Source organism: Lysobacter changpingensis (assembly GCF_017308985.1).
Taxonomy (GTDB): domain Bacteria; phylum Pseudomonadota; class Gammaproteobacteria; order Xanthomonadales; family Xanthomonadaceae; genus Lysobacter_J; species Lysobacter_J changpingensis.
On record NZ_JADWPE010000003.1, the window covers coordinates 659,655 to 686,134 of the forward strand.

General features: G+C 68.7%; 24 protein-coding genes and 1 tRNA gene. 9 read left to right on the forward strand and 16 right to left on the reverse strand.

Translation table 11 applies throughout. The features are described 5' to 3' along the window. Positions 1-99: 99 nt before the first annotated feature. A complete protein-coding gene (locus I4U41_RS09895) occupies positions 100-663 on the reverse strand; it encodes an NUDIX hydrolase (RefSeq protein WP_425492535.1) in 564 nt (187 codons plus the stop codon). A 181-nt stretch (positions 664-844) separates the two neighbouring features. On the opposite strand from I4U41_RS09895, the gene I4U41_RS09900 reads away from it, so the two are divergent. From I4U41_RS09900 to mtnC, 6 genes are all read left to right on the forward strand, one after another. Beyond that, positions 845-1,852 carry a hypothetical protein gene (locus I4U41_RS09900; RefSeq protein ID WP_206860973.1) on the forward strand — a complete coding sequence of 336 codons (1,008 nt, stop codon included), beginning with the start codon at positions 845-847 and terminating at the stop codon, positions 1,850-1,852. A 175-nt stretch (positions 1,853-2,027) separates the two neighbouring features. Next, positions 2,028-3,512, forward strand: a complete 1,485-nt coding sequence (locus I4U41_RS09905) for an amino acid permease (protein WP_206860974.1) — start codon at positions 2,028-2,030, stop codon at positions 3,510-3,512. A gap of 98 nt (positions 3,513-3,610) precedes the next feature. Continuing rightward, complete coding sequence (locus I4U41_RS09910; RefSeq protein WP_206860975.1) at positions 3,611-5,038, forward strand: amino acid permease; 1,428 nt, start codon at positions 3,611-3,613, stop codon at positions 5,036-5,038. A gap of 170 nt (positions 5,039-5,208) precedes the next feature. After that, entirely contained in the window at positions 5,209-5,847 is a 639-nt protein-coding gene (locus I4U41_RS09915; RefSeq protein WP_206860976.1) for a methylthioribulose 1-phosphate dehydratase, read from the forward strand. Further along, positions 5,844-6,401: a 1,2-dihydroxy-3-keto-5-methylthiopentene dioxygenase gene (locus I4U41_RS09920; protein WP_206860977.1), complete on the forward strand. Its 558-nt coding sequence runs from the start codon at positions 5,844-5,846 to the stop codon at positions 6,399-6,401. The genes I4U41_RS09915 and I4U41_RS09920 overlap by 4 nt, the downstream gene beginning before the upstream one ends. A gap of 127 nt (positions 6,402-6,528) precedes the next feature. After that, positions 6,529-7,230 (forward strand): acireductone synthase, encoded by a 702-nt coding sequence (mtnC, locus tag I4U41_RS09925; protein WP_206860978.1) that lies wholly within the window; start codon positions 6,529-6,531, stop codon positions 7,228-7,230. 69 nt (positions 7,231-7,299) lie between these two features. On the opposite strand, the gene I4U41_RS09930 is transcribed toward mtnC, so the two are convergent. From I4U41_RS09930 to I4U41_RS09980, 11 genes are all read right to left on the reverse strand, one after another. Further along, positions 7,300-7,884 (reverse strand): YdeI/OmpD-associated family protein, encoded by a 585-nt coding sequence (locus tag I4U41_RS09930; protein WP_206860979.1) that lies wholly within the window; start codon positions 7,882-7,884, stop codon positions 7,300-7,302. Positions 7,885-7,889: 5 nt separating this feature from the next. Continuing rightward, complete coding sequence (locus I4U41_RS09935; RefSeq protein ID WP_206860980.1) at positions 7,890-9,476, reverse strand: calcineurin-like phosphoesterase C-terminal domain-containing protein; 1,587 nt, start codon at positions 9,474-9,476, stop codon at positions 7,890-7,892. A gap of 71 nt (positions 9,477-9,547) precedes the next feature. Further along, the gene (hisIE, locus tag I4U41_RS09940) at positions 9,548-10,174 is read right to left on the reverse strand and encodes a bifunctional phosphoribosyl-AMP cyclohydrolase/phosphoribosyl-ATP diphosphatase HisIE (protein ID WP_206860981.1); all 627 of its coding nucleotides are present in this window, start codon (positions 10,172-10,174) and stop codon (positions 9,548-9,550) included. Continuing rightward, on the reverse strand, positions 10,164-10,940 hold the full coding sequence (gene hisF / locus I4U41_RS09945; protein WP_206860982.1) for an imidazole glycerol phosphate synthase subunit HisF: 777 nt from the start codon (positions 10,938-10,940) through the stop codon (positions 10,164-10,166). The genes hisIE and hisF overlap by 11 nt, the downstream gene beginning before the upstream one ends. Further along, positions 10,934-11,680, reverse strand: a complete 747-nt coding sequence (gene hisA / locus I4U41_RS09950; protein ID WP_206861608.1) for a 1-(5-phosphoribosyl)-5-[(5-phosphoribosylamino)methylideneamino]imidazole-4-carboxamide isomerase — start codon at positions 11,678-11,680, stop codon at positions 10,934-10,936. The genes hisF and hisA overlap by 7 nt, the downstream gene beginning before the upstream one ends. 26 nt (positions 11,681-11,706) lie before the next feature. Then, the gene (gene hisH / locus I4U41_RS09955) at positions 11,707-12,309 is read right to left on the reverse strand and encodes an imidazole glycerol phosphate synthase subunit HisH (protein ID WP_206860983.1); all 603 of its coding nucleotides are present in this window, start codon (positions 12,307-12,309) and stop codon (positions 11,707-11,709) included. A 49-nt stretch (positions 12,310-12,358) separates the two neighbouring features. Further along, on the reverse strand, positions 12,359-13,438 hold the full coding sequence (gene hisB, locus I4U41_RS09960) for a bifunctional histidinol-phosphatase/imidazoleglycerol-phosphate dehydratase HisB (protein ID WP_206860984.1): 1,080 nt from the start codon (positions 13,436-13,438) through the stop codon (positions 12,359-12,361). Then, positions 13,435-14,535 carry a histidinol-phosphate transaminase gene (gene hisC / locus I4U41_RS09965; protein WP_320415166.1) on the reverse strand — a complete coding sequence of 367 codons (1,101 nt, stop codon included), beginning with the start codon at positions 14,533-14,535 and terminating at the stop codon, positions 13,435-13,437. The genes hisB and hisC overlap by 4 nt, the downstream gene beginning before the upstream one ends. Then, the gene (gene hisD / locus I4U41_RS09970) at positions 14,532-15,830 is read right to left on the reverse strand and encodes a histidinol dehydrogenase (protein WP_206861610.1); all 1,299 of its coding nucleotides are present in this window, start codon (positions 15,828-15,830) and stop codon (positions 14,532-14,534) included. Before hisD ends, hisC begins: the two co-directional genes overlap by 4 nt. Positions 15,831-15,856: 26 nt before the next feature. Further along, positions 15,857-16,771 carry an ATP phosphoribosyltransferase gene (hisG, locus tag I4U41_RS09975; protein WP_206860985.1) on the reverse strand — a complete coding sequence of 305 codons (915 nt, stop codon included), beginning with the start codon at positions 16,769-16,771 and terminating at the stop codon, positions 15,857-15,859. A gap of 12 nt (positions 16,772-16,783) precedes the next feature. Beyond that, a complete protein-coding gene (locus I4U41_RS09980; RefSeq protein WP_206860986.1) occupies positions 16,784-17,110 on the reverse strand; it encodes a YerC/YecD family TrpR-related protein in 327 nt (108 codons plus the stop codon). 324 nt (positions 17,111-17,434) lie between these two features. Between I4U41_RS09980 and I4U41_RS09985 the strand changes: the two genes are divergently transcribed. Further along, positions 17,435-19,210: a sensor domain-containing diguanylate cyclase gene (locus I4U41_RS09985; protein WP_206860987.1), complete on the forward strand. Its 1,776-nt coding sequence runs from the start codon at positions 17,435-17,437 to the stop codon at positions 19,208-19,210. Between the two features lie 69 nt (positions 19,211-19,279). Here I4U41_RS09985 and I4U41_RS09990 read toward each other — a convergent pair whose 3' ends face one another. Continuing rightward, positions 19,280-21,166, reverse strand: a complete 1,887-nt coding sequence (locus I4U41_RS09990; RefSeq protein WP_206860988.1) for an HAL/PAL/TAL family ammonia-lyase — start codon at positions 21,164-21,166, stop codon at positions 19,280-19,282. Between the two features lie 144 nt (positions 21,167-21,310). Then, positions 21,311-22,708, reverse strand: a complete 1,398-nt coding sequence (gene hisS, locus I4U41_RS09995) for a histidine--tRNA ligase (RefSeq protein ID WP_206860989.1) — start codon at positions 22,706-22,708, stop codon at positions 21,311-21,313. A gap of 191 nt (positions 22,709-22,899) precedes the next feature. Here hisS and I4U41_RS10000 point away from each other — a divergent pair. Both I4U41_RS10000 and I4U41_RS10005 read left to right on the forward strand, forming a co-directional pair. Next, positions 22,900-22,976 (forward strand) — tRNA-Pro (locus tag I4U41_RS10000). Between the two features lie 156 nt (positions 22,977-23,132). Further along, complete coding sequence (locus I4U41_RS10005; RefSeq protein ID WP_206860990.1) at positions 23,133-23,981, forward strand: D-hexose-6-phosphate mutarotase; 849 nt, start codon at positions 23,133-23,135, stop codon at positions 23,979-23,981. A gap of 78 nt (positions 23,982-24,059) precedes the next feature. Here the strand turns inward: I4U41_RS10005 and I4U41_RS10010 are convergent, their stop codons facing one another. Beyond that, positions 24,060-25,328 carry a glutamate-5-semialdehyde dehydrogenase gene (locus I4U41_RS10010; protein ID WP_206860991.1) on the reverse strand — a complete coding sequence of 423 codons (1,269 nt, stop codon included), beginning with the start codon at positions 25,326-25,328 and terminating at the stop codon, positions 24,060-24,062. Beyond that, positions 25,325-26,467 (reverse strand): glutamate 5-kinase, encoded by a 1,143-nt coding sequence (gene proB, locus I4U41_RS10015; RefSeq protein ID WP_206860992.1) that lies wholly within the window; start codon positions 26,465-26,467, stop codon positions 25,325-25,327. The genes I4U41_RS10010 and proB overlap by 4 nt, the downstream gene beginning before the upstream one ends. Between the last annotated feature and the right edge of the window lie 13 nt (positions 26,468-26,480).

A 26,480-nucleotide genomic window follows, 5' to 3' on the forward strand; every position in this document is an offset into this window, starting at 1 on the left:
CGCGCCCACAAGGAGCCGACCCGATCGCGAACGTTGCGAACCCGGGTGCGCTTCGCTTACCCGGGCTACACAGGCGCGGCTCTCATCCAGTCGGAGCGGTTACGACCGCGTCTTCCACTTTCCCGCCATCCGCCGCATCGATTCATCGCTTGTCGGGTCGTTCGCGATTTCCTCGATCCCGCGCCACGCCAGATCGTGCGACTCCTCGCTGACGACGTACGCCTCGCCGCCTTCGGCATGCACCACGTAGCGCACGTCCCAATGCCAGTGACCGGGCACGTCGCCGCGTTCGGGAATCCAGTGGCGGTCCAGGTCGAAGATCTCCGGCTCCACGCGCAGGCCGGTCAGGCCCGACTCCTCTTCCGCCTCACGTAGCGCGACGCGCGCGAGATCGCGGTCGCCATCGGCGTGGCCGCCCAACTGCAACCAGCGTTCGAGCTTGCGATGGTGCGTGAGCAGCACGCGCGTGCCGCCGCGGTCGACCAGCCACGACGACGCGGTGAAATGCCCCGCCAGATGGATGCGTTCGAACACCGTCGACGCCTCGTCCAGGAACGCGGCGAACTCACGCGCGAGGTGTGCTTCTTCCGGCCAGCGTTGCGCATAACGGACCAGCGCGTCGTGCAGCGAAGCGGTCTGCGAAGGCGAGGCTGAAGAATCCAAGGAACGGGCCTGCGGGTCGGGCGCGACAGTGTACTTCGGCTTCCTGGCCGACCTCGAGGGAGCTGCCAACTCCTGCTTGCATATCCGCGCAATCATCGGGTGATGAATTTCGGAATCGTCCGATGCCAGTGAGCGACACGAAGCGGCACCGTCTGGGTGTCCTCAACGCAAGAAGGTCCTCATGCCAGCATCCCGCTCCTTCCACGCCCGCGCCCTGTCCGCGCGCGTGGCCCCGGCCTTCGCCGGCCTCGCACTGGGCCTGTTCGCCGTCTCCCTCGCGCATGCCGATACCGGCGTGTCCGCCGAGCCGGACATCCGCTTCACCGGTTCGCTCGCCACGGGCGGCCCGCCGCTGCCGAAAGGTATGTTCAACATCGAGCCCTACCTGATCGACACCCAGGTCCGCGGCGTGTACGACGACCGCGGCAATCGCCACGACGTCGATGGCGTCCCCGACAGCTGGGCCGTGGTCGTGCCGATGAGCTACGGCCTCACCGACCGCCTCGGCGTCGGCGCCACGTTCTCGGCGGGCTATGCCTCGACGCTGTCCGGCGATCGCACGTGGGAACTCGGCGACACCAACGTGTCCGCGGCGTACGTGCTGGCGAGCGGCGAGAAGCACAACTCCACGCTGTTCGGAACGCTCAGGCAGACCCTGCCGAGCGGGCAGGCCGATGTGCTGTCGCGCCACAACCTCGCCGAAGCCACCGGCAGCGGTGCGTCGACGACGCAGCTGTCGCTCTCCGGGCAGGCGTACTTCCTCGAGGGCCGCAACCTGCGCGGCCGTTTCAACGTCGCCTGGCGCCTGCCCGGCGCGCACGCGTCGATCGACGACGACAGCGCGTACGGCACGCCCGACTCGTTCCGCGGACGCGCCGAACTCCACGCCGCATCGCAGGCGTCGATCGCGCTGGAGTACAGCTTCAATCCGCAATGGGTGCTGGCGACGGACCTCATCTACGAACAGGATCGCGGCGCGCACGTGCGCGGCACGTGGACCGGTACGGACGGCCGTCGGGCCGACTGGGATCGCGAACTGCCGTCGTCCTGGCGCCTGTCCCTCGCCCCCGCGGTCGAATACAACTTCACCGACAACATCGGCCTGATCGCCGGCGCGCAGGTGTCGCTGGATGGCCGCAACGCCGCCGCGATTTTCGCGCCGCAGGTCGCGTTGAACATGGCGTTCTGATCCAACGCGAGCCCTCGCGACACCGTGGCGCGAGGGCTCGCACACGTGGTTTCGACCGTGACCTTGCGCGCTTGCCGCTGCTTTCCCGCGTGGGTTATGGTGGCCCGCCCCCCACGGCCATACGTTTCATCGCCCGCCTGAACGGGCGCAGATCTCACATCCCCAGGGGACTTCGATGTTCAAAAACCTGTTCCTCACCAAGCCGGTCGAACCCGCAGGGCACGTCGACGCCGGTGAGCCCGTAGAAGGCAGCCTCCAGGGTGAGGCCACCCTCAAGCGGTCCCTCACCGCCACACAGCTGGTGATGCTGGGCATCGGCGCCGTCATCGGCGCGGGCATCTTCGTACTTTCCGGCCACGCCGCTGCGGAACACGCCGGCCCGGCCATCGTGTTGAGCTTCGTCATCGCCGGTTTCGCCTGCGCGCTCGCGGGCCTGTGCTACGCCGAATTCGCGGCGATGCTGCCGGTGTCGGGCAGCGCCTATTCCTATTCGTATGCCACGCTCGGCGAATTCGTCGCCTGGTTCATCGGCTGGAACCTGGTGCTGGAATACATGTTCGCCGCCTCCACCGTCGCGGTGGGCTGGTCGGGCTACCTCAACAGCTTCCTCGGCGACCTCGGCATGGCCTTGCCGGCTTCGCTCGCCGCCGCGCCGCTCAACGTCATCAATGGTTCCGTCGTCTACACCGGCGGGCTGGTCAACCTGCCGGCGGTGGTCATCGTCGCCGCGCTCAGCGGCCTGTGCTACGTCGGCATCACGCAGTCGGCGATCGTCAACTCGGTCATCGTCGCCATCAAGGTGATCGTGATCGTGATGTTCGTGGCCTTCGCCGCGCAGTACGTCAATCCCGACCACTGGACGCCGTTCGTTCCCGACCGCGTGACCGACGCCAACGGCATCGGCCATTACGGAACGCAGGGCATCATCCGTGGCGCGGCGACCGTGTTCTTCGCCTACATCGGCTTCGACGCCGTATCCACGGCAGCGGGCGAAGCGAAGAACCCGCAGCGCGACATGCCGATCGGCATCCTCGGCTCGCTGGTCATCTGCACGGTCATCTACATCATCGTCGCGCTGGTGCTGACGGGCCTGCTGCCCTACTACGAGCTCTCCACCCCCAAGCCGGTCGCCACCGCGCTGGAAGCCTACCCGTCGCTGCTGTGGCTGAAGAAGATCGTCGAGATCGGCGCCATCGCGGGCCTGAGCTCGGTGATCCTGGTCATGCTGATGGGCCAGCCACGCATCTTCTACTCGATGGCGAAGGACGGCCTGCTGCCGAAGCTGTTCGCCAAGGTCCACCCGAAGCACCAGACCCCGTACGTCGGCACGATCATCGTCGGCGTGTGCGCCTGCCTGCTCGCCGGCCTGCTGCCGATCAACCTGCTGGGCGACCTGGTGTCGATGGGCACGCTGCTCGCCTTCGCGACCGTGTGCGTCGGCGTGCTGGTGCTGCGCTACAAGCGTCCGGACCTCGCGCGTCCGTTCCGCGTCCCGGCCGTGTGGATCGTGTGCCCGCTGGGCATGGCGGCGTGCCTGTACCTGTTCTGGCAGCCGTTCTCCGAGCATTGGCACCTGATGACCGGCTGGACCGCGATCGGCCTGCTGATCTACTTCCTCTACGGCTATCGCAACAGCAAGGTGCGCCAGGCGGCGCGCTGATCCCCTGACGATCACGAGGCCGGCGGCATTCCCGCCGGCCTCGTTCCTTTCGGCTCCACTTCGCCGGCCATCGCATGCGCCGGCTTTCGGGAATCACGATGCTTCAACAACTCTGGGCGACCAAGCATCCCCACGCCAGCCACACCGACGCCGAAGGACTGAGCCTGCACCGCACGCTCGGGCCCTGGGGCCTGACCGCGCTGGGCATCGGCGCGGTCATCGGCGGCGGCATCTTCGTCATCACCGGCCAGGCCGCGGCGAACCACGCCGGCCCGGCGATCATGCTGTCGTTCGTCCTCGCGGCGATCTGCTGCACCTTCTGCGCCCTGGCCTACGCCGAATTCGCGGCGATGGTGCCGGTGTCCGGCAGCGCCTACACCTACACCTACGCGACGCTCGGCGAACTGGCCGCGTGGTTCATCGGCTGGATGCTGGTACTCGAATACGGCGTATCGGCGTCGGCGGTGGCGGTGAGCTGGACCGGCTATTTCCTCAGCCTCCTGCAACACTTCGACATCACCCTGCCAAGGGAACTCGTCAGCGCCCCGCTCGATGGCCAGCTGCGCCCCACCGGCGCGATCGCCAACATTCCCGCGGCGGCGATCGTGCTGCTGCTGACGTGGCTGTGCTACGTTGGCATCCGCAAGTCGTCGGCCATGAACATGGCGATGGTCGTGCTCAAGACGGGCCTGATCCTGCTGGTGATCTTCGTCGGTTGGAAGTACGTGAATCCGGACTACTGGCACCCCTTCATTCCCGCCAACGAAGGTCCCGGCAAGTACGGCTGGGAAGGCGTGCTGCGCGGCGCGTCGATGGTGTTCTTCGCCTACATCGGTTTCGAGGCCGTCTCCGTCGCCGCGCAGGAATCGCACAAGCCGCAGCGCGACCTGCCCATCGGCATGCTCGCCTCGCTCGCCATCTGCACCGTGCTGTACATCGCGATGGCCGCGGTGATGACCGGTCTTGTCCCCTTCAACCTGCTGGGCACGGACGAGCCGGTCGTGACCGCCGTTGCCGCGCATCCCGAGCTGGGCTGGTTGCGCGTGGTGGTGGAGATCGGCGCGCTGATCGGCCTGTCGTCGGTGGTGCTGGTGATGATCATCGGCCAGCCGCGCATCTTCATGATCATCGCGCGCGACGGCCTGCTGCCGCCGGTGTTCACCAAGATCCATCCCGAGTACCGCACGCCGCACATCAACACGGTGATCACCGGCATCGGCATCGCATTGCTGGCGGCGCTGTTCCCACTGGACGTGCTGGGCGAACTGACCTCGATGGGCACGCTGATCGCCTTCGCCGCGGTCTGCGGCGGCGTGCTGATCCTGCGCCGCACGCAGCCCGACCTGCCGCGGCCGTTCCGCATCCCGGCGGCATGGCTGATCTGCGGCGCCGGCATCCTCAGCTGCCTCGCCCTGCTCTCGACGATGACGGCCCACAACTGGTTCCTGATGATCCTGTGGACCGCCGCCGGCTTCCTGATCTACTTCCTCTACGGCTACCGCCACAGCCGCCTGCGGCGCGGCTGACGCCCGTTCCGGCCCACGCACGAAGGCGCCCACGTGGCGCCTTCGTCGTTTCCAGGCGACCGCCGAACGCACGGGCGAGCCGGCACGAAAGGCGCGTCTTTCCGCCCACGGGATGCCGGATTTCCCCTTCCGGAACGGTCCCTTACCACCGGTCCGCTACACTTGCCGGCATGAACGCCCCCCTTCCCTACGACTCCCAGCGCCTGGCGCATTGCGCCGGGGAAATCATCGTGAACGTGCGCGAGCTGTCGGCGCTGGGCTGGACGCCGGCGACCAGCAGCAACTTCTCGCGCCGCATGGACGAGCAGCACATCGCGATCACCGTCTCCGGCCGCGACAAGGGCAAGCTCACCGAGTCGGACATCATGGTGGTCGACCTCGAAGGCCGGCCGGTCGCCACCACCCAGAAATCCTCCGCCGAAACGCTGCTCCACACGCAGCTGTACAAGCGCTTCCCCGACATCGGCTGCGTCCTGCACACGCATTCGAAGGTGCAGACCGTCGCCTCGCGCCTGTACGCCGGCCCGGGGCACGTCCACCTGGAAGGCTACGAGCTCTTGAAAGCCTTCACCGGCAACACCACCCACGAGATCAGCGTCGAGCTCCCCGTGCTGCCCAACAGCCAGGACATGCACACGCTGGCCGCGCAGGTCGATTGCCTGCTCGACCGCCAGCAGATGTGGGGCTACCTGATCGACGGCCACGGCCTCTACGCCTGGGGCCGGGACATGCCGGAAGCCCGGCGCCACCTTGAAGCATTCGAATTCCTGCTCGGCTGCGAGCTTGAACTGAGGAGACTGCAGCGATGAGCCGCCTGCGCATCTTTTCCGAGAACGACCCGTCCAACCCGCGCCTGTCCACCTCCGACCACGCCGAGATGGCGAAGGAACTGGAGAAGATCGGCGTGGCCTTCGAACAGTGGCAGGCGACCGCGCCGGTCGCGCCGGGCGATGCGCCCGAGACGATCATGGACGCCTATCGCGCCGACATCGACCGGCTCGTCCGCGAGCGCGGCTTCAAGACCGTCGACGTGGTGAGCATCGCGCCGGACAACCCGCAGCGCGAGGCGATGCGCACCAAGTTCCTCGACGAGCACTTCCACAAGGAAGACGAAGTGCGCTTCTTCGTCGCGGGCTCGGGCTTGTTCACCCTGCACGTCAACGACGAGGTGTACGAGGTGAAGTGCGAGCAGGGCGACCTGATCGCCGTGCCCGACAGCACGAAGCACTGGTTCGACATGGGCCCGGAACCGAGCTTCATCGCCATCCGCTTCTTCACCGAACCGGACGGCTGGGTCGGTCATTTCACCGGCACCGACATCGCGCAGCGCTTCCCGCGCTTCGAGAAAGGCCAGGCGGGGTGATACGGCGAGAAACGAGCGGGGGGGAACGAGCAACGAGCGTCGCTCGCGTTTCGCTCCCTTCCTCGCGTTTGTCGTTCCTGCGCACTCGTTCCCGACTTCCGATCACACCTCAGCTCCCACTTACTTCATGACCGTAAAAGCCATCCTCACCGACATCGAAGGCACCACCAGCAGCATCTCGTTCGTGAAGGATGTGCTGTTCCCGTACGCACGACGCGCCCTGCCCCGCTTCGTCGCCGCGCGCGGCAGGGAGCCGGGGGTGCGCAAGTGGCTCGACGCCGTGGCGACCGAAAACGGCGGCATGTGCCAGGACGAGATGATCGTGGAGGTGCTGCAGGGCTGGATCGACGAGGACCGCAAGCACACCGCGCTCAAGGCGCTGCAGGGCATGATCTGGGCCGACGGCTACCGCAACGTCGACTTCACCGCGCACATCTATCCCGACGCGGCCAAGGCCCTGCGCGCATGGCATGCGGCCGGCCTGCCGCTGTACGTGTACTCCTCCGGCAGCGTGCCCGCGCAGCGGCTGTTCTTCGGCCATAGCGATGCCGGCGACCTGACCACGCTGTTCTCCGGCTGGTACGACACCGAAGTTGGCGGCAAGCGCGAGGCGCGGAGCTATCGCAACATCGTCGAATCCATCGGCCTCCCGGCCGGCGAGATCCTGTTCCTGTCCGACGTCGTGGAAGAGCTCGACGCCGCGCGCGAGGCAGGATTGCAGACGGTGCTGATCGACCGGCTCGAGGATTACGCAACGCCGCGCACCGGCGAAGGTACGCACGGACACACGCGAGTCGAGACGTTCGCGGACATTTCGATCGGCCGATAGCGCCGCCCACGATCGCCTTTCGCCGCTACGGGAGCATGCTCCCGACGACGGTGATCGCGACATGCGCGATCACCCGTGGATCTTCTCCCCGCGCTCCAGCATCCCGACGAACTTCTCCACGCGCGCAGATTTCGTTTCCGGCTTCTTCGCCGTGTGCACGCGCCAGCAGAACGCGTAACGGTTGGTGCGATCCAGCGCGTCGAAGGCCTTGCGCGCCTTCGCGTTCTTCGCCAGTGCCGCGGCGAGTTCCGGCGGGATGTCCATGACGCTCGCCGCCTGGTACGCGGCGTCCCAGCGACCATCCGCCTTCGCCGCGTGGACCTCGCGCAATCCGGCCGGCTGCATGCGTCCGGCCGCGACCAGTCTCTCCACCCGCGCCACGTTGAGTTTCGACCACAGGCTCTTCGCCTTGCGCGGCGTGAAGCGCTGCAGGAAGTACTGCGCATCGCAGCTGCGCTTGAGCCCGTCGATCCAGCCATGGCACAGCGCCACGTCCAGCGCCTGCGAATAGCTCACCGACGTCGCGCCCGTGTCCTTCTTCGCGATCTTCAGCCACACGCCCGCGTCATCGCCGTGCGCGCCGAGCCACTGCTCCCACGCCGCTTCGGTCCTGAACAGCTTGATCGGCAGATCCGTCGGCGGTTGCACACTCATCGCGCCTACTCCCCTGCATCGTCCAGACGATAGCTTCCCTGCGCACGCTGCTCGCCCTGCCAGCGATCGAACGCGCGCACCTCGATGCGATGCTCGCCCACCGCAAGATCCGTCGGCAACGCACCACGCCACAGGTGCGTCGACGGGTCGGCTTCGGGCGACCGGTCGTAGCCGCGCAGCGACGCCGCCGTATCGTCGGCAACGTTCTCCGCAAGCAGCTTCGGGTCCGGCTGCTCGACGCGCTTCATCGGCTTCCACGCACCATCGTCGATACGGTACTCGACGCGGGTTTCGGCGTCGCCCATGTACACGTTCGCGAACACGCCGAACGCCGGATACGCGCCGCGACGCAGCACCTTCGGCGCATGCAGGCCGATCGCCTCATCCTTCGCACCACGCGCGACCACGTAGCGCAGCGAGTACGAACCATCCGGCCGGAACGTTGCCCACGCATGGCCGTTCGGCGTGCCGTCGCTCATCATCGTGTCGGGAATGCCCTGCGCATCCTTCACGCCCGACCAGAACGCGCCGCAGGTCGCACCGACGTTGTATTCGTGCAGCGGCTTTGCGCCGTGCCATCCGGTGGAAGCATCATGGAAATAGTGCCGCTGGTTGTGCGTGTGCGCGCTGAGCAGCAACACGTTCGGGCGATCGGCCAGCAGCGCGAACAACCGCTCGCGATCGGCACGACGGAACGTCTCGACGCCCGGCACCGGATCGAAGAGCGGGATGTGCACCGAGATCACCACGCGCCGCTCCTTCGGCAACGTCGCCAGGTACGCCTCCAGGAACGCGAACTGGTCCTCGCGCAATCCGCCGACGTAGGACGGCTTCTTCCCCGGCATGTACACCACGTCGTCCATCACGATGAAGCTGGCCTGCGGCTCCTCCCACGCGTACGTATCCGGTCCGAACACGTTGCGGAAGCCGAGCAGCGCGTCCTCGTCGCGCGTGGCGTCGAAATCCAGATCATGATTGCCCGCCACATGAAGCCACGGCACGCCGAGCTTCGCCGTCACGCGGTTCATCGCCGGATACAGCGACAGATCGTCGTTGACGATGTCGCCCATGCTGATGCCGAGCTGCGCGTCGTGTCGGCCGACGAGCGGATCGACGATGTCGCGTTCGTAGTAGCCCACGTCCACCATGCTCTTGGCCTGCGGATCGCCGAACACCAGCATCTTCAACTCGCCGGGCCGACGCGGGAGACGATGCAGTGCGAAGTCGTAGGACGCCTGCGGCGTGGTCGCGGGAATGCCGCCATGGCGCAGCGACGGCGAGCCCAGCGGAAACAGGTGATGCCAGAACAGCGGCAGTCCGTTCGCACCGGTGGCGACGGCATGTCGCGGCGGCTTGACGACGAACAAGGTGCTGCCTTCACGCATCGGCAGCGTGTAAGCGCCCTGCGCGTCGGTGATCGCGAGCTCGCGGCCGTTGGAGACCTTCACGCCCTCGATGCCGCGCTCGCGCGCATCGCGCCGGCCGTTTGCATTCGCATCGTCGAACACGATGCCGGCAACGCTGGATTGCGCCGCCGCGTGGCCCGACACAGTCAACAGGGCGATGAGGACGACGGGAAGAACGTGCGGCATGGCGGGACTCGGCACCGGGATCGCGGGATTATCGTCCGCGCCCGTGTCCGCCGGAAGTCGCGCGGCTTGCCTCAGCGGGCGTGACGCGCCTTCAGCAGCGCCTCGACGTCGGCCAGCCCGAGCCCGCGCGCGCGCAGCAGTACCAGCAGGTGGTACAGCAGATCGCCCGCTTCGTCCATCAGTTCCTCGTCGCCCTGCGCCACCGCGGCCAGCGCGGTCTCGACACCCTCCTCGCCCACCTTCTGCGCGATCCGGCGGATGCCACCGTCGAACAGCCGCGTGGTGTAGCTGTCGGCGGGGCGCTCGCGTTCGCGCTGCGCTATGAGGACGTCGAGTTCGTGCAGGAACGGCTGCGCCCCGCCCGGCGCCTGCGCGAAACAGCTTTCGCGTCCAAGGTGGCAGGTCGGCCCATGCGGTCGCGCCGTCACCAGCAGCGTGTCGCGATCGCAATCCACGTCGATGGCAACGAGATCGAGGTAATGGCCGGAGGTTTCGCCCTTCGTCCATTGCGCGTTGCGGCTGCGGCTGAAGAACGTGACGTGCCCGCTGTCGAGCGTGGTGCGCAGCGCGGTGGCATCCATGTAGCCGAGCATCAGCACGCGCAAGGTGTCCGCATCCTGCACGATCGCGGGCAGCATGCCGCCCTGCTTGTCCCATGCGAGCGTTTCGATCGCGATGGACGAACGTTCAACCGACATCGCGCACCTCGATGCCCTGCCCGCGCAGGTACCGTTTGAGTTCGGGAATCCGCACCGCCCCGGAGTGGAACACGCTCGCCGCAAGCGCCGCATCGACATCGGCCTGCGCGAACGCCTGCGCGAAATGCGCGATCGTCCCCGCGCCGCCGGACGCCACCAGCGGCACCGCACAGCGCTCGCGCACGGCGCGCAACTGTTCGATGTCGTAGCCCTGCCGCACGCCATCGCTGCCCATGCAGTTGAGCACGATCTCGCCCGCGCCACGCTCCTGCGCTTCGACGACCCAGTCGAGCGTGCGCTTCGGCAACGCGCGCGTGCGTGAGGGATCGCCGGTGTACTGGCGCACGCGCCATTCGCCGTCCGCGTCGCGCAGGCTGTCGATGCCCACCACAACGCACTGCACACCGAACACGTCGGCGATCTCGCCAATCAGCGCGGGCCGTTCCAGCGCCGGCGTGTTGATCGACACCTTGTCCGCACCCGCGTGCAGCACCGCACGCGCATCCTCGACCGTGCGGATGCCGCCCGCCACGCAGAACGGAATGTCGATCACGCGTGCGACGCGCTCCACCCACTGCCGGTCCACGCTGCGGCCTTCGGGGCTCGCGGTGATGTCGTAGAACACGAGTTCGTCGGCGCCCTCATCGCGATAACGCAATGCGAGCTCGACGATATCGCCCATGTCCACGTGATCGCGGAAGCGCACGCCCTTCACGACGCGGCCATCGCGAACATCCAGGCACGGCACGATCCGGCGGCTCAGCATGCCTGTGTCCTCTTCAGCGCTTCATCGAGCGCGAAGCGTCCTTCGATCAGCGCCTTGCCCAGCACCGCCCCCGCGCAGCCGGCGCTGCGCGCGTCTTCGATGTCGTCGACACCGCGCACGCCGCCGGACGCCTGCACGCGCAGGTTTGGCGCCAGCGCGGACAGATGCCGATACAGCGCGATGCCCGGGCCCGCGAGCATGCCGTCGCGCGCGATGTCGGTGCACAGCACGTTGCGCACACCGCCGTCCGCGACGCGCTGCACCAGTGCATCGAGTTCGACGCCGCTGTCCTGCGTCCAGCCCGCGGTCGGCAGGCGCCACGCGCCGGACGCGTCCTGCCGCGCATCGAGCGCAACCGTGATGCGATCCGCTCCGAAGCGTTCGACCCAGCGCAGCACGCGTTCCGGTTCGCGCACCGCAAGCGATCCGACCACGACGCGTTCGGCGCCGGCATCGAGGATCATCGCGACGTCGTCCTCGCTGCGCACGCCACCGCCGGTCTGCACGCGCAATCCGGTTCGCGCGACCACCTCGCGCACCAGCGGGTGCAGCGTGTAACCGCCTTCACGCGCGGCGTCCAGGTCGACCAGATGCAACCACCGCGCACCGGCGGCCGCATACTGCGATGCGAGCTCGATCGGCGACGGCGCATAGCGCGTCTCGCGCGCGTAGTCGCCCTGGTGCAATCGCACGACTCGGCCGTCGCGCACGTCGATGGCGGGATACAGTTCGAAGGCGATGTCCCGCATCGCTGGCGAAGGCACGTTCATGCCGCCTCCATCGCGAGGAAGTTCGCGAGCAGGCGCTGCCCGGTCGCGGCCGAACGTTCCGGATGGAATTGCGCACCGAAGCGGAGACCACGTCCGGCGACGGCGGTGAATGCACTGCCGTACTCGCTGCTCGCAAGCGTGTCCTCGTTGGGCGGCGCGGCGAAGCCATGCACGAAGTACGCCCATTCGCCGTTCGCGATGCCATCGAGCAGCGGCGAGGCGCGCTCGCATCGCAAGCGGTTCCAGCCCATGTGCGGCACGCGCAGGCCGGGGCGCGGCGGCATGCGTCCAATGCGTCCACGCAGCACGCCAAGCCCTTCCACGTCGCCTTCCTCCGAGGATTCGTACAGCAGTTGCATGCCCAGGCAGATGCCGAGCAGCGGCGCTTCGAGCGACCGGATCGTCTCCACCAGGCCGAGTTCGTGCAGGCGCCGCATTGCCGGCGCGGCGGCGCCGACGCCCGGCAGGATGACGCGCGGCGCGTTGGCGATGGTGTCCGCGTCGGCGCTCAACACCGCACGTGCGCCCACGCGCTCCAGCGCATAACGCACCGAACCGATGTTGCCGCCGCCCCAGTCGATGAGAACGACGTCGGTCATGATTGCCAGCTCTTGAATGTCACGTTGAAGCTCATGCGAATTCCGCCCCTCAGAGCGTGCCCTTGGTGCTCGGCAGCTCGCGCCCCTCGCGTTTGACGGCCTGGCGCAACGCGCGCGCGACCGCCTTGAAGCAGGCTTCGACCTTGTGGTGATCGTTGTCGCCGTCCACGCGCAGGTTGAGGTTGAGTCCAGCGGTTTCGCACAGCGAGCGGAAGAAATGCGGGACGAGTTCGGTCGGCAGCCCGCCCACGCGTTCGCGCGCGAACGCGCCTTCGAATACGAAGTACGGGCGGCCGGAGAAGTCCAGCGCCGCGCTCGCCAGCGATTCGTCCATCGGCAGCGTGAAACCGTAGCGACCGATGCCGCGCTTGTCGCCCAGCGCTTCGCGCAGGGCCTGGCCGAGCGCGAGCGCGCTGTCCTCGACCGTGTGGTGTTCGTCGATGTGCAGGTCGCCGTCGCAGCGAAGCTCCAGCGCGATGCCGCCATGCTTGCCGATCTGTTCGAGCATGTGGTCGAAGAAACCGAGCCCGGTCGACACCTTCGGGTCCGCGTTGCGGTCGAGATCGACCGCGACCTCGATGCGTGTCTCGCGCGTGTTGCGCGTCACGCGCGCGGTTCGCGGCGCATCGGCCAGCGCATGTGCGATGCCGCTCCAGTCCCACTCGCCGCCGAATTGTGGCGTGCGCAGCTGGAACGCGCGGATCCCGAGGTTGCGGGCGAAGGCGTTGTCGGTCTCGCGATCGCCCACCATGGCCGAACGCGTCCAGTCGATCCCGCGATCGCGCAGCAGCGGAAGTGCGAGCGCGATGCCCGGCTTGCGCGTGGCCGCGTTCTCCGCCGGCAGGCTCGTGTCGATGAGCACGTCGCGGAACACGATGCCCTGGCTCTCGAACACCTGCATCATCAAGCCATGCGGGCCATCGAAATCGGCCCGCGGGAAGGCGTCGGTGCCCAGGCCATCCTGGTTGGTGACCATCACGAACTGGTAGCCGGCATCGCGCAGGCGCAGCATCGCCGGGATCACGCCCGGCACGAAACGCAGCTTGTCGAAGCGGTCGATCTGGAAGTCGGACGGTTCCTCGATCAGCGTCCCATCGCGATCGACGAACAGGATGGGCGTCGTGTTCATGCGCGCGACTCCAGCACCGACAGCACCGTCGCATTCTGCTGCGGCGTTCCCACGCTGATGCGCAGCGCGTCGCCGAGGCCCGGCGCGGCGCGCATGTCGCGCACGACGATGCCTGCGTCGAGGAGGCGATCGAATGCGGACTGCGCATCGTCGAAGCGCGCCAGCACGAAGTTCGCCCGCGAGGCGTACACGCGTCGAACGCCGGGCAGTTCCGCGAGTTTCTCCTCAAGCGCGTCGCGTTCGGCGCGCACGATGCCGATGCGCGATCGCGTCCGCGATGCCGCTTCCGTCGCGAGTGCACGCAGCGCCTCGTCCGTGCACGCCGCAGGCAACGGATACGGCGCCTGGCAACGGCGCAGCACTTCGATCAGTGCGGCATCGGCGACGACGACACCGATGCGCGCCGCGGCCAGCGCGTGCGCCTTCGACAGCGTGCGCAGCACGGCCACGTTGCGGCAGGTGGCGATCAGTTGCGTTGCGGAGGGTGCGTCGGCGAACTCGATGTAGGCCTCGTCGACCACGACCAGCGCCTGGTCTTCAAGGCGACGGGCGAGCGCGGCGATCGCGTCGAGCGGAAGCAGCGCGCCGGTCGGATTCCCGGGCGAACACAGGAACACGATGCGCGCGCCCTGCGCGAGCGCGGCATCGCCGATGGCAGCGAAATCGCAGCGCCACTCGCGGTCGTTCTCGCGCAGCGGCACGTCGATCACGCGCGTGCCGTGCAGGCGCGCGCTCACCGCATACATGCCGAAGGTCGGCGTGCTGACGACGATGGCATCGCCGCCTGGCCGGCACACGGCGCGCACCAGCAGGTCGATGCCTTCATCGCTGCCGCGACCGGCGAGCAGCTGCTCCGGCGCGCAGTCGTAGAGTGCGGCGAGCGCTTCTCGCAGCGCCTGCGGTTGCGGATCGGGATAGCGGCGCAGCATGCCGTCGGCGTCCGAGGGATTCGGCCATGGGGATTCGTTGGCATTGAGCCAGATCTCGCCCTGCAGGCGATCGCTGCGCGCCGAGCGGTAGCCGCCGAAATCGCGCAGGTCTTCGCGCACCAGCGCGAGCGGACCCGTGGCGATGTTCTCGTTCACGACCGCGTTCACGACGCCACCGCCTGCAAGCGCAGCGCGACCGCTTGCAGATGCGCGTCGAGGCCTTCGGCGCGTGCGAGTTCCACCGCGCACGGGCCGATCGCCTCGATGCCGCGCGGCTGCACTTCCTGCACGGTGATCGCCAGCTGGAAGCTCGCGACATTCAGGCCACCGGCAAAGCGCGCCGCGCCGCTGGTCGGCAGCACGTGGTTGGTGCCGCTGCAGTAATCGCCCAGCGCTTCGGGCGCCCAGTCCCCGAGGAACACCGAACCCGCCGCCGTCACGCGCGGCAACCACTGGCGCGCGTCGCGCAGCGCGAGGATGAGGTGTTCGGGCGCGTATCGGTTGCTGACTTCCAGCGCCTGCTCGATCGATTCCACGCGGATCGCGCTGGAGGATTGCAGCGCGCGTCGTGCGATGTCCGCACGCGGCAGCGCGAGTTGCAGCGCGAGCTGGCCGGCCACCGCTTCGATCAACGCATCATCGTCGCTGAGCAGCAGCACCTGCGAGTCGGGCCCGTGCTCGGCCTGGGAGAGCAGGTCCGCGGCGACGAAGGCCGGGTTCGCACCGGCATCGGCGATCACGAGCACTTCCGACGGGCCGGCGGGCATGTCGATCGCGGCGCCGTCGACGTCCATCGCGACCTGGCGCTTGGCCTCGGTCACGTACGCGTTGCCGGGGCCGAACAGCTTGTCGCAGCGCGGGATGGTCGCCGTGCCGTAGGCCATCGCGGCGATGGCCTGCGCGCCGCCGACCTTGAACACGCGCGTCACGCCGCAGCGCCTGGCCGCGTACAGCACGGCGGGATCGGCGCTGCCGTCGCGACGCGGCGGCGTGCACAGCACGATGTCCGGGCAGCCGGCCAGCCGCGCCGGCACGCCGAGCATCAGCGCGGTCGACGGCAGCGGCGCCGAGCCCGCCGGCACGTACAGGCCGACGCGCTGGATGGGTCGCAGCACGCGTTCGCAACGCACGCCGGGCGCGGTGTCGACCGCGTACGGCGCGGTCATGCCGGCTTCGTGGAAGACGGCGATGCGTTCGGCGGCTTCGTCTATCGCGGCGCGAAGGTCCGGCGGCAGCGCGGATTCGGCCTCGGCGAATTCCGCATCGCTCACCGTGAAGCCGGCCAGTTCCACGCCGTCGAAGCGTTCGCCGAAGGCGCGCAGTGCGGCATCGCCGTTGTCGCGGACCTCGTTGATGATCGCCGCGACGGCACTCGCCGTCGTGCTGGACGCCATCTGCGCGGGACGGCGCAGCAACTGCGATTGCGTGCGCGCATCGAGCACGCGCCAGTCGACGCGGCGCATCAGCGATTCGGTGGAGACGGCGGCGTTCATGCCAGCATGCCCTCCACCGGCAGCACCATCAGGCCGCGCGCGCCGGCACGCTTGAGTTCCTCCAGCCGCTGCCAGGTCACCGCGCCGTGGCAGAGCGCCTGCAACGCGAGGTCTTCGCCATCGTCCAGGCGCATTACCGTCGGCGCTTCCGCATCCGGCAGCAGCGGCAGCAGATCGGGCAGCACGCGGCGTGGCGCCTGGAACAGCAGCAGCTTGCTGTGACGGATGCGCAGCGCGCCGTCGAGGCGACGCAGCAGCAGGTCGGCGAGTTCGCCGCGCGTGGCGTCCAGCGCATCGGCCGGGCCGGCGAGCACGGCTTCGCTTTCCAGCAGGGTGGTCACCGGCTTGAGCTGGTTCGCCGCGAGCGTCGCGCCGCTCGACACCAGGTCGCAGATCGCATCGGCCTGGCCGAGGCGCGGTGCGATTTCGACCGAGCCCGACAGCAGCACCACCTTCGCGTCGATGCCCCGGTCGGCAAGCCATCGCGAGAGCAGCGCCGGGTAGCTGGTGGCGATGCGCTTGCCGGCGAGTTGCTCCGGGCCCTGCCAGTCCCAGCCATCGGGAATGGCGAGCGACAGGCGGCAGCCGCCGAAGCCGAGCGCGCGCCATTCGCGGAACGTGGGCTTGGCGCCGTTCGCCTCGCGGTCGCAGCCCTGCTCAAGCAGCACATTGCGGCCGACGATGCCGAGGTCGCACACGCCTTCGGCGATCAGGCCGGGAATGTCGTCGTCGCGCACCAGCAGCAGGTCGACGGGTAGCGATTCGCCGTAGCAGAACAGGCGGTCGCGGCTCTCGCGCCAGCTCAGGCCGCAGGAGGTCAGCAGGGCGCGCGCCGGGTCGGCCAGCCGGCCGGACTTCTGGATCGCGATGCGCAGGCGGTCGCGCGCCGGCGTGTTGGGGGACGGACTCATGGGGTTCTCGGATCAGCCGGCGTTGACGGCGGCGGGAGGCGTGGAAAGACGGGATGCCGCGATGCCGTAGCCGCCGGCGCCGCGTTCGAGCGTGCGCGCGACGCGGCCGATGGTGGTCACGCTGACCTGGGTGCGCTCGTGGATTTCGCGGTACGGCACGTTTTCCTGCAGCAGCGGGACGACGCGCCAGCGGTCGCCCATCGCTTCCAGTTCGGCCGGCGTGCACAGGTCCTCGAGGAAGGCCTGGACCTCCTCGACCGTGCGCAGGCTGGCCAGCGCGGTCGCGAGGAACGCGAGGTTCTCGGCGCTGCGCTCGTTTTCGGTGGGTCGTCGTTTCATTACGTGCGAATGAATGTATTAACGCGTTAATACATTGGACCATCCGACAAGGACGCGCGTCAACCCGGAACGGCTTCCGCGATCGGGTCCGAGGTCCTTCGGCCCCGCTTGTCTGAACGCCGCGTTCACACCGTCCACGGCGATAGTGACGGCCGCGTCACGACGCGACTGCATCGCCCCGCACTGCCCGTGGCCCGATGCCCGTCACTGGAACCAACGACCGGACGCCGGCCGACCGCCGGTGCCGAAGGGGACGACATGGGATGTGCGCCTGCCTGGCTCCGGCTCTGCCTCGCGGGGGTCGTCCTGCTCGCGTCCGCGGCGATGGCGGCAGGCCCGCCCGGGGAGACGATCGAGCTGCGCCGGGACACCGCCGAGGTGGCGCTCGGCCCGGCGATGCGCCATGTCCACGACGCCACGGCGCAGGGCGATCTGGCGGCGGCGACACGCTGGCTCGACGAAGGCCGGTTCCGGCCCCTGCCGCGCGGACGGACGTCGCTCGGTTTCCAGGACGGCGCCTTCTGGTTCCACACTCGCGTGCTCAACCGCGACAGCCCCGAAACCCGCTGGCTGCTGGTCCAGCGCTTCGCGCTCAGCGACCGCATCGACGTCTACGCGCGACATGCCGATGGCCGCGTCGCGTTCCAGGCCGGCGGCGATCACCGCCCCTTCGGCGCGCGCAGCATCCGCTACCGGCATCCGAACTTCCTGCTGACGTTGCCTCGGGGCGAGCCGGTGGACCTGTTCGTCCGCGTGCGCAGCGAGAGCTCGATGCAGGTGCCGCTGTCCCTGCTCACCCTGCCCGCCTTCGCCGAAACCACGCGCGACGCGCAGTTCGTCATCGGTGCGTACTACGGCATCCTGCTGGCGCTGTTCTTCTACAACCTCGCGCTGTGGCTGAGCCTGCGTGATGCCGGCTACTTCTGGTACCTGTTCCACCTGTCGGCGTTCGGACTGGTGCTGTTCACGCTCAACGGCCTGGGGTTCGAGTACCTGTGGCCGGGCTCATCGACGTTGAACGACCGCATGGTGCCGCTGTCGGTGTGTCTTGCGCAGATCGGCATGCAGCAGTTCACGCGCGTGTTCCTCGAACTGCGCCAGCGCTGGCCGCCCGGCGATCGCGCTGGACTGGCGCTGATCGCCTTCTTCGCGCTGCTCGGCATCGCCTCCACGTGGTTGCCGTATCGCATCGCGACGCCACTGGCTGCCGCCGCGGTACTGGCGAGCATCGCGTGGATCGCGATCGTCACGGTGACGATGGTTCGCCGTGGTTACGCGCCGGCGCGGCTGTTCCTGATCGCGTGGGCGATGTTCCTGCTCGGCACGGGACTGTTCGTCGGTGTCGCCTTCGGCATGGCGCCGAAGAATTTCCTGACCGAATACGGTGTGCAGATCGGCTCGGCGCTGGAGATGCTGCTGCTGTCGGTCGCGCTGGGGCACCGCTACGCGCGGCTTCGCGGCGAGAACGAACGCATCGCGCGCGAAGCGAAGGAACTGCTGGAACACAAGGTCGAACAGCGCACCACCGAGCTGCGCAGCGCACTGGTGCAGTTGGAGGACGCCCACGCGCGATTGCGCGAATCCAGCCAGCGCGACGCGCTCACCGGCCTGCACAACCGCAGCCATTTCCGCGACCGGTTCGATGCGCTGCTGCGGCAGGCGCGCGAGCATCGCCGCCCGCTGTCGCTGCTGATGATCGACCTGGACAACTTCAAGACGATCAACGATCGCTACGGCCACCTGATCGGCGACGAATGCCTGCGCTGGGCCGCGCGCACGCTGGGCCACGCATTGCGCCCGCATCACGACGCGTTGCTGGCGCGCTTCGGCGGCGAGGAATTCGTGGTGGTGCTGCCCGGGCTCGACCTCGTCGCGGCGGCGCGCGTCGCCGAAGACCTGAGGCAGCACCTGCGCGAAGCCCCGTTCCGCAGCAGCGGCACGTACGAGATCCCGGTGACGGCGAGCATCGGCGTGCACGCGGTCGATCCTGCGACCGTCGGCGGGATCGACCCGCTGTTGCAGCTGGCCGACCAGGCGCTGTACCGCGCGAAGGCGGATGGACGCGATTGCGTGCGGACGTCGCAGGGGGAGATGGCGTGAGGGCGCGCTGACCTCCGTCACTTCATCCGCTGCGCGGGAATGATCAGCGCGACTGCAACGCGACTGCCATCAGCCCCGCGCCGCCCCCAGGATCGTCCCGTCCTTCACCAGCCGCACCGCCGTCGCGACTTCGCCGTCGAGCGCGCGATCGCGATCGAGGAACGGGATCTCGCGACGGATCGCGGCGTGCGCGGCAGCGACCGCGCGGCCAGGCTGGAACTCATCGGCCATCGCGAGCTCCACGCGCAGCGATTCCACTTCGTCCAGAAACGCGTCGTACTCCAGCGTTCCCGGCGTCGGGCCACCGGCGATCTTCGCGGCCAGTGCGGCCGCGTCGGCGCGGCTGGCGAGATCGCGGGCGGCGTTGATCATGTCGCGACGAAGATCCAGCGCCTGCGCGGCGGTGTACAGCTCCAGCGCGATCACCTTGCCCAGGTCGTCGGCCATCGCCAGCACGTGGCGCGCTTCGTTCGCGCCCATCGAGACGTGGTCCTCGGCGTTCGCGCTGGTCGGAATCGAATACACCGACGCCGGATGCGCGCGGCTCGCCAGGTCGTTGACGATCGCGGCGGCCGTGTACTGCACGATCATGTGGCCGGATTCGGTGGAATCCTCATTGCCGATGAGGAATCCCGGCAGGCCGTCGTTCGTCGCCGGATCGACCAGCTTGTTGAGGCGGCGCTCGGAAATGCTCGCCAGCACCGGGATCGCGGCCTTCACGTAGCTCATCGCCAACGCGAGCGGCATGCCGTGGAAGTGGCCGGCGGAAATCACCTGCTGTTCGACGAACTCCGCCTTCGCGTCCGGGAACACGATGGGGTTGTCGGTCAGCGCATTGAGTTCGATGTCGAGCACGCGCGCGGCCTGCGCGATGGCATCGCGCACCGCGCCGTGCACCTGCGGGATGCAGCGCAGCGAGTAGCTGTCCTGCGGCTGGTGCTTCTTGCCGCCGCGGAACGGGCGGAAGCGGCGGTAGAACTTCTCGCGGCCGTGACGCTGCGCCAGCGGCACCCAGTCCCAGCCGATGTCGAAGCGCAACTGCTGCGCCTGCTCCGTGTCCCAGCTGCCCGGCTGCCATGCGCGGAACTTCGGCACGAGATGGTACGGGATGTCGGCCAGCGTCGAGCCTTCCAGCAGGATGCGCAGGTTCGCCGCGCTGTGCACCTGGCCCGGATGCGGACGCAGCGCATGCACTTCCTCGGCGAACGCGCCGAGGCGGCCGGCGAAAGCGTCGATGGTCATCGCCGCCGCGAGATCCGCCGTGTCGAGCAGGTCCTCCAGCTTGTCCAGCGCGAGCACGCCGCAGGCGAGCATCTGCGCGGTGCCGTTGTTGAGCGCGAGGCCTTCCTTGTACGACAAAGTGATCGGCGACAGGCCCGCGCGCTTCAGCGCCTGCGCGCCCGGCATGCGCTGGCCTTCGAAGAACGCCTCGCCACCGCCGAGCAGCACGATCGCCAGATGCGACAGCGGCGCCAGATCGCCCGAAGCGCCGACCGAACCCAGCTGCGGCACCACCGGCACGATGCCGGCGTTGAGCATCGCCGTCAGCGCCTGCAGCGTTTCCACGCGGATGCCCGAATGTCCGCGCATCAGCGTGTTGATGCGGATGCACAGCATCGCGCGGACGACGTCCGGCGCGAACGCCTCGCCCACGCACACCGCGTGCGTCACGATGAGGTTGCGCTGCAGTTCCTCGTGCAGCGTCTCGTTCGAACGCAAACTGCCAGGCAGCTCATCGCGCAGGCGATGGTTGCCGAGCAGGCGGTCGGCGTTGCTGCCGAAGCCGGTGGAAACGCCGTAGATCGGCTCCTCGCGGCTGACCTGTTCGGCCAGGAATTCGGCGGCGCGCGCGACGGCCGGAAGCTGCTCCTGCGCCAGTTCGACGTGCGCGCCATAGGCCACGTCGACCAGCTGTGCGCGGGTGAGGGAGCGGCCGTCGAGTCGGATGGGTTTCATGGATGTTCCGTTTGTGGTTTCAGCTCCCTCCCCTGCGAATGCAGGAGAGGGTTGGGGAGGGTGAAGTCCGTCGCCTCGGCGTCCGGCGCTTCGCGCCTCGTCCCTCCCCACCTCCCCTGTAACAGGGGGGAGGAGAAAGGCAGCTCAGCGTCGCGCCAGAACTTGCGCCTGCTCCAGCTCCACGCGCAACGTGCTCGCCAGCTCCTCGCGCGCGACTTCGAACTGCTCCTCGCGCAACAGATCCTTCACCGCGACCACGCCGCGCGCGCGCTCGTCCTCGCCGGTCAGCACGACGAAGCGGATGCCCGCGCGCGATGCGTACTGGAACTGCTTGCCGATCTTGCGCGCTTCCATCTGCATCTCGGTGTTGATGCCGGCCGCACGCAGGCGGCGCGCGATGTCGAGCGCGTCGTCCAGCGACGCGTTGTCCATCAGCGCGACCATCGCCTGCACCGTGCTGCCGGTCGCCTTGCCGAGCAGGCCCGCCTCGCGCAGCTGCCAGAACAGGCGCGTCAGGCCGATCGAGATACCGACGCCGGGCAGCTTCGACCTGGTGTAATGGCTGGCAAGGTTCTCGTACCGACCGCCCGAGCAGATCGAACCGATCTGCGGGTAATCGTTGAGCGTGGTCTCGTAGACCGTGCCGGTGTAGTAATCCAGCCCGCGCGCGATGGAGAAGTTCAGTGCGTAATGCGTTTCGGGAACGCCGAGCGCGCGCACCAGCTCCAGCACCTCGCGCAGTTCGGCCACGCCCTCGCGCAGCGACTCGCTACCCTCGCCCAGCGCGTCCAGCTTCGCCATGGCATCGGCGTGCGAGGTCGAACGCACCTTCACGAAATCCAGGATCTTCTCCACGCCTCCGGCCGGCAGGTTGAAGCCTTCGCCGGTCAGCGTCTCGCGCACGTAGTCCTCGCCGCGCTTGTCGAGCTTGTCGACTTCGCGCAACACCAGCGCCTGCAGTTCGCCGTCGGCGACGCCCTGCGCCTCGAAGAAGCCGCGCATCAGCTTGCGGTTGTTGAGCTGGATGGTGAACGCGCCGATGTCCAGCTCGTTGAACACCGAGTAGATGACCGCGGGCAGTTCGGCATCGAAACGCACGCTCAGCGCGTCCTTGCCGATCACGTCGATGTCGCACTGGTAGAACTCGCGGAAACGGCCGCGCTGGGCGCGTTCGCCGCGGTACACGCGCTGCATCTGGTAACGACGGAACGGGAACGCGAGTTCGTGTTCGTGCTCGGCGACGAAACGCGCCAGCGGCACGGTCAGGTCGAAGCGCAGGGCGAGTTCGGGGAGGCCCTCGCCGGCCCCGCCTTCGGACGACTTGCCCAGCGCGCCGGTGGACTGCACGAAATACACCTGGCGTTCGGTTTCGCCGCCGGATTTGGTCAGCAGCACCTCCGACAGCTCCATCACCGGCGTTTCCACCGGCAGGAAGCCGAAGCGTTCGAAATTTCGGCGGATCGCGTCCAGCATGCGCTGGAAGGCGATCTGGTCAGGAGGCAGCAGCTCCATGACCCCGGGCGGGGTGCGCGGCTTGATCAAGCGGGACTCCAGTGGATCGGGCGGGCGCGCCTGTGCGGCGCGTCGCGAGGGGTGGAAACCGCCACAGTTTAGCGGTTGCGCCCGGTCTTCCCCCAGCGAGCCGGACGCGTGGATCGGGCCGACCTGAAGAAATTGCATCCGACCCCTTGCCTCGCCCCCGTCGGACTGACTAGAATTTGCGGCTCAGCAGTCGGGGTGTAGCTCAGCCTGGTAGAGCGCTACGTTCGGGACGTAGAAGTCGCAGGTTCAAATCCTGTCTCCCCGACCAACTCCGCAGCGATGCGGTTGCTGACCCAGAAAACGCCGGCCGATGCCGGCGTTTTTCGTTTGGGGCGTCGGCCGCCCCGGCTTCGTCCCGATCCACGCATGCGCGCATCGACGCGCGCTGCGGCATCATGCGGCGCAGTTCCCCGTCCGACCGCCCATGCCCCTTTCCATCGAGTCCTTCGAACAGCACGGCCGCCCCTGCGTGCGCCTGCGCCATTCCGCCGGCGCGAGCGTCGCCATCAGCCTGCACGGCGCGCACGTGCTGTCGTGGATGCCGGCGCCCGGTCGCGAGCGCCTGTACCTGAGCCCGAACGCCAGCCACGCGCCCGGCAGTGCGATCCGCGGCGGGATTCCCGTGGTCTTCCCGCAGTTCGCCGGGCGTGGCCCGCTGGTGAAGCACGGCTTCGCGCGGCTGCTGGAATGGCGCTTCGCCGGCCTGCAGGACGCGACCCCGTTCGGCGAGGCGGCGGTGTTCGAACTGGACGACAGCGAACACACCCGTGCGCTGTGGCCGTTCCGCTTCGGTGCACGGCTGCACGTGACGCTGTCGCCGGGCGCGCTCGACGTGGGCCTGGAAGTGCTCAATCGCGACGAGACGCCGTTCGCCTTCACCGCCGCGCTGCACACCTACCTGCGCGTGGGGCGCCTCGCGGCGGTCGAGCTCGACGGCCTGCAATCCACGCCGTACGAGGACAGCGCACGCAAGGGCGCGGCGATGCCGGCGTCCGGCGCGCCGGTGCGTTTCGAAGGCGAACTGGACCGGATCTATGCAGGCGCGCCGAGCGCGCTGCGGCTGCGCGAAGGCGACTCGACACTGCACATCGACGCCGAAGGTTTCCGCGACGCGGTCGTGTGGAATCCCGGCGCGACGCTGGCGGCGTCGATGGGCGACCTCGGCGCCGGCGAGCACCTGCGCTTCGTCTGCGTGGAAGCGGCGGCTGTCGTGGAGCCGGTCCCGCTCGCGCCAGGGGAGCGGTGGCTGGGCGTGCAGCGATTGCGGGAGTGAATGCCGGCGGCTCTTGCTTCTCCCTGCGGACCAGGTGCCCGGAGGGCGGATGAGGGATGACCCCGAAGAGAGAGCGCCTCAAGCATCCCGCGACTCCTCATGCCGCACCTGCCCTTCCCCGCGCACCACGAAGCGCTCGACCGTCAGCGACTCCGCGCCCATCGGCCCGTACGCATGCAGGCGCGTGGTCGAGATGCCGATCTCCGCGCCGAGCCCCAGCTGCCCGCCGTCGTTGAATCGCGACGACGCATTCACCATCACCGCCGAACTGCGCGTACCGCGCACGAAAGCCTCGGCCGCGGCCTCATCCCGCGTCGCGATCACCTCGGTGTGGTCCGAGCCGAACCGTGCGATGTGCGACAGCGCCGCGTCGAGGTCGTCCACCACCCGCACCGCGATCACCAGATCGAGGTATTCGGCCGCGTAATCCCCCTCGTCCGCCTCGCGCACCTGCGGCAGGATCGCGCGCGTGCGTTCGCAGCCACGCACTTCGACGCCACGCGCAGCCAGGCGCGCCAGCGCGGACGGCAGGAAATCCGCCGCGACATCGCGATGCACCAGCAGTGTTTCCAGCGCATTGCACACGCCCGGCCGCGACGCCTTGCCGTCGACGAGCAGGTCCAGCGCGAGCGCCAGGTCCGCCGCGCGATCGACGTAGAGATGGCACACGCCCTTGTAGTGCTTGATGACCGGCACGCGCGCATGCTCGGCCACGAAGCGGATCAGGCTTTCGCCGCCGCGCGGGATCGCCAGGTCGATCAGGTCCGACAGTTGCAGCAGCTCCAGCACGTGCTCGCGCGCGGGATCGCTGACCAGCGACACCGCCGCTTCCGGCAATCCTTCCGCGCGCAGCGCCGCGTGCAGGCAGGCGGCGATGGCGGCGTTGCTCGCGCGCGCTTCCGAGCCGCCACGCAACAGCACCGCGTTGCCGGCCTTCAGGCATAGCGCGGCGGCATCGGCGGTCACGTTCGGGCGCGCCTCGTAGATCATCGCGATCAGGCCCAGCGGAATGCGCTGGCGCTCGACGATCACGCCGTTCGGACGCACCTCGCGCCGCACGATGCCTGCAAGCGGATCGGCCTGCACGGCGACCTCGCGCAGGCCCTGCGCGATCGCGTCGATGCGCGCGTCGTCGAGCTTCAGGCGATCGAGCACCGCGTCGTTCAGGCCGCTGGCGCGACCGCGCTCCATGTCTTCGGCGTTCGCGGCAAGCACCTCCGCGCGACGCTGCGAAAGCACGTCGGCCATGCGTTCGATCAGGCGCTGGCGCGCGGCGCCATCCAGGCGCGCGATCCGCATCGCCGCTTCGCGCGCGCGCTCGGCGAGATGACGCACGTAACCGCTCATGGCGTGGCCTCCTTGTGGGCACTCGAATCGAGCAGCACCAGATCGTCGCGATGCACCACCGATTCGCCGTAGCGGAAACCGAGGATGGTTTCGATCTCGTTGCTGTGCCGGCGCGCGATGCGCCGGATCTCGCCCGCGCTGTACTGCGCGATGCCGCGTGCGAACGCGTCGCCCCGCCCGCTCGCGACTTCCACCACGTCGCCGCGACGGAACTCGCCCTCGGCCGAAAGCACGCCGCCGGGCAGCAGCGACGCGCCCTGGCGATGCAGCGCCGCGACTGCACCCGCATCGACGAACAGGCGACCGGAAGACGGCGCATGCCGCAGCCATTGCTTCCGCGCGCGCAGGCGGTCACCCTGCGCGAGCACCAGCGTGCCGTGCAGGCGATCGTCGTGAAGCGCACGCACCACGTCCCCATCGCGACCGCAGAACAGCGCGGTCGCGATACCCGCCGCGCCGGCCTTCGCGGCGGCATCGAGCTTGGTGCGCATGCCGCCGGTGCCGAGCGCGCCGGCGCCACCGCTCGCGGCCTGCAACAGTTCCGGCGTGATCGCCTCAACGCGCGCGATCGGCCGCGCCGACGGATCGGCCGGATGCGCGCTGTAGAGCCCACCGATGTCGGTGGCGATCAGCAGCAGGTCCGCATCGACCAGCGATGCGACCGCGGCGGCGAGGTTGTCGTTGTCGCCGAGCTTGAGTTCGTCCACCGCCACCGCATCGTTCTCGTTGATGACCGGCAGCGCGCCCAGGCGCAACAGTTCGCGCAGGGTGGCGCGCGCGTTGAGATAGCGGCGGCGGTTGCGCAGGTCGTCATGCGTGAGCAGCACCTGCGCGACCGGGCGATCGATCAATCGCTGCCAGAACGTCACCAGCGACGCCTGCCCGAGCGACGCAAGCGCCTGTCGCAATACGAGCCCGTCGCCGCCCGCAGCGACGCGATGCCGCCCCGCCGCGACCGCGCCCGACGACACAAGGACGACATCGCGCTGCCGCGTTCGTGCGTGTTCGATGAAGCGCGCCAGTGCGCCGGCATGACGCGGATCGAGCCCGCCTTCGCCCGACAGCAGGCTGCTGCCCACCTTGAGCACGGCGCGCCGCCAGTCCGGCAGCGGTTGCGCGGGGAAATCGGTGGCGTTCATCGCAAGGTTCTCC

Bases quoted from the DNA above. Each gene is read 5' to 3' on its own strand.
- I4U41_RS09900 (WP_206860973.1), top strand. From the start codon at position 845: ATGCCAGCATCCCGCTCCTTCCACGCCCGCGCCCTGTCCGCGCGCGTG.
- hisH (WP_206860983.1), bottom strand. From the start codon at position 12,309: ATGACCGACGTCGTTCTCATCGACTGGGGCGGCGGCAACATCGGTTCG.
- proB (WP_206860992.1), bottom strand. From the start codon at position 26,467: ATGAACGCCACCGATTTCCCCGCGCAACCGCTGCCGGACTGGCGGCGC.
- I4U41_RS09910 (WP_206860975.1), top strand. From the start codon at position 3,611: ATGCTTCAACAACTCTGGGCGACCAAGCATCCCCACGCCAGCCACACC.
- I4U41_RS09920 (WP_206860977.1), top strand. From the start codon at position 5,844: ATGAGCCGCCTGCGCATCTTTTCCGAGAACGACCCGTCCAACCCGCGC.
- I4U41_RS09915 (WP_206860976.1), top strand. From the start codon at position 5,209: ATGAACGCCCCCCTTCCCTACGACTCCCAGCGCCTGGCGCATTGCGCC.
- I4U41_RS09930 (WP_206860979.1), bottom strand. From the start codon at position 7,884: ATGAGTGTGCAACCGCCGACGGATCTGCCGATCAAGCTGTTCAGGACC.
- hisF (WP_206860982.1), bottom strand. From the start codon at position 10,940: ATGCTGAGCCGCCGGATCGTGCCGTGCCTGGATGTTCGCGATGGCCGC.
- I4U41_RS09980 (WP_206860986.1), bottom strand. From the start codon at position 17,110: ATGAAACGACGACCCACCGAAAACGAGCGCAGCGCCGAGAACCTCGCG.
- I4U41_RS10010 (WP_206860991.1), bottom strand. From the start codon at position 25,328: ATGAGCGGTTACGTGCGTCATCTCGCCGAGCGCGCGCGCGAAGCGGCG.
- I4U41_RS09905 (WP_206860974.1), top strand. From the start codon at position 2,028: ATGTTCAAAAACCTGTTCCTCACCAAGCCGGTCGAACCCGCAGGGCAC.
- hisIE (WP_206860981.1), bottom strand. From the start codon at position 10,174: ATGTCGGTTGAACGTTCGTCCATCGCGATCGAAACGCTCGCATGGGAC.
- I4U41_RS10005 (WP_206860990.1), top strand. From the start codon at position 23,133: ATGCCCCTTTCCATCGAGTCCTTCGAACAGCACGGCCGCCCCTGCGTG.
- I4U41_RS09990 (WP_206860988.1), bottom strand. From the start codon at position 21,166: ATGAAACCCATCCGACTCGACGGCCGCTCCCTCACCCGCGCACAGCTG.
- hisG (WP_206860985.1), bottom strand. From the start codon at position 16,771: ATGAGTCCGTCCCCCAACACGCCGGCGCGCGACCGCCTGCGCATCGCG.
- hisD (WP_206861610.1), bottom strand. From the start codon at position 15,830: ATGCGCCGCGTCGACTGGCGCGTGCTCGATGCGCGCACGCAATCGCAG.
- hisB (WP_206860984.1), bottom strand. From the start codon at position 13,438: ATGAACACGACGCCCATCCTGTTCGTCGATCGCGATGGGACGCTGATC.
- I4U41_RS09935 (WP_206860980.1), bottom strand. From the start codon at position 9,476: ATGCCGCACGTTCTTCCCGTCGTCCTCATCGCCCTGTTGACTGTGTCG.
- I4U41_RS09985 (WP_206860987.1), top strand. From the start codon at position 17,435: ATGGCGGCAGGCCCGCCCGGGGAGACGATCGAGCTGCGCCGGGACACC.
- mtnC (WP_206860978.1), top strand. From the start codon at position 6,529: ATGACCGTAAAAGCCATCCTCACCGACATCGAAGGCACCACCAGCAGC.